Origin of the sequence: Vibrio sp. YT-17 (assembly GCF_033337375.1) — a bacterium.
Classification (GTDB): Bacteria; Pseudomonadota; Gammaproteobacteria; order Enterobacterales; family Vibrionaceae; genus Vibrio; species Vibrio alginolyticus.
In genome coordinates this window covers 1-1,062 of the sequence record NZ_JAWOQP010000191.1, presented here as the reverse complement: position 1 = coordinate 1,062, position 1,062 = coordinate 1, and the positions used below count along the sequence as shown (strand labels likewise).

Sequence of the window (1,062 nt, the reverse complement as noted above, 5' to 3'; positions counted from 1 at the left end):
GTCTTGATGTTTTTTACCGTTTCAATGAAACCAAAGTCATTGTAAATCGCACCGAAGCGGGACTTCGCACCAAAGGCACTGATGTTGTCACCGATGCTCAAAATCGTTAGTGCATCGTTATTGTTCGTTTGGTTGTAGTCGCGAATCGCTTTAAATTGAGCATCCAATGTTTCAATCTTTTGCTCGACTTTGTCTTCAATGTTGAAGATTTTGCCAATGTTACGCCATTGAGCCTGCGTGCCTTCCCAGTAGCCTTCGCCTTCTTTAGCTGCAAACACAACCGTTGGGGCAATTTCACTTAGCTCTTCATATTTCGCAGAGCCACGCGGGCCAACCAAGATCAGATCTGGTTTTTGCATATAAATAGCTTCGAAGTCAGGCTCAAACAAACTGCCTGCAGATGTGTAGTTCTCTTTGCTGTACTTAGAAAGGTAGCTCGGAAGATGAGATGCGTTTGACACAGCTACAGGGTCAATCCCGAAGTTATCCAAAGCATCTAAAGGACCAAAACCAATCACAACCACGCGCTTAGGTGATTGTTCTAGCTCGGTTTTTCCCATGTAATGGTCAATAACAACGTTAGCAGCAAAAGATGGAGAAATGGTTAGCAGCGAGAAAACAGCCGCACTGACGAGTTTTTTCATTTTGTTGAGCCTTAATGAGATCTATTATCATGCGCGTTCGCAATATAGCGTTACTCTCAAAAGCATTCAACAAGATTTATACGACTTTACATTCATTACAGTGATTTTAGATTAAACCATTTCAAGCACTTATGAATGGCAATCATTGCAATCCCGAATTGAATTATTCGTGCGAATCAATGAACGCTTTTAACGCCATTTCATCAAGGATCACTAAGCCATTGTCGGTTTTTGCAATAAGACCTTTATCGATAAGATCTTTGACTGCACGTCGATAAACACGGCCTGACGTACCAAATCGTTCCGCCTCTTGGTTCACTTTGTCAAAGCCACCAAGCAGCGTATCCGTCTGATTACGGACGAGAAGATCATAGGCAATGTTGTAAGTGATGGGATGCAACAAACGATTAGTGTAGAT

General features: G+C 42.3%; 1 protein-coding gene and 1 pseudogene. Both read right to left on the bottom strand.

Going from position 1 to position 1,062, the window contains the following annotated elements:
* Window positions 1-644 (bottom strand): ABC transporter substrate-binding protein (locus R7F67_RS24875; RefSeq protein ID WP_318057537.1); only part of this gene is annotated, 644 nt, incomplete at its 3' end.
* 163 nt (window positions 645-807) lie between these two features.
* A pseudogene (locus R7F67_RS24870) lies at window positions 808-1,062 on the bottom strand (Crp/Fnr family transcriptional regulator); the annotation flags it as partial.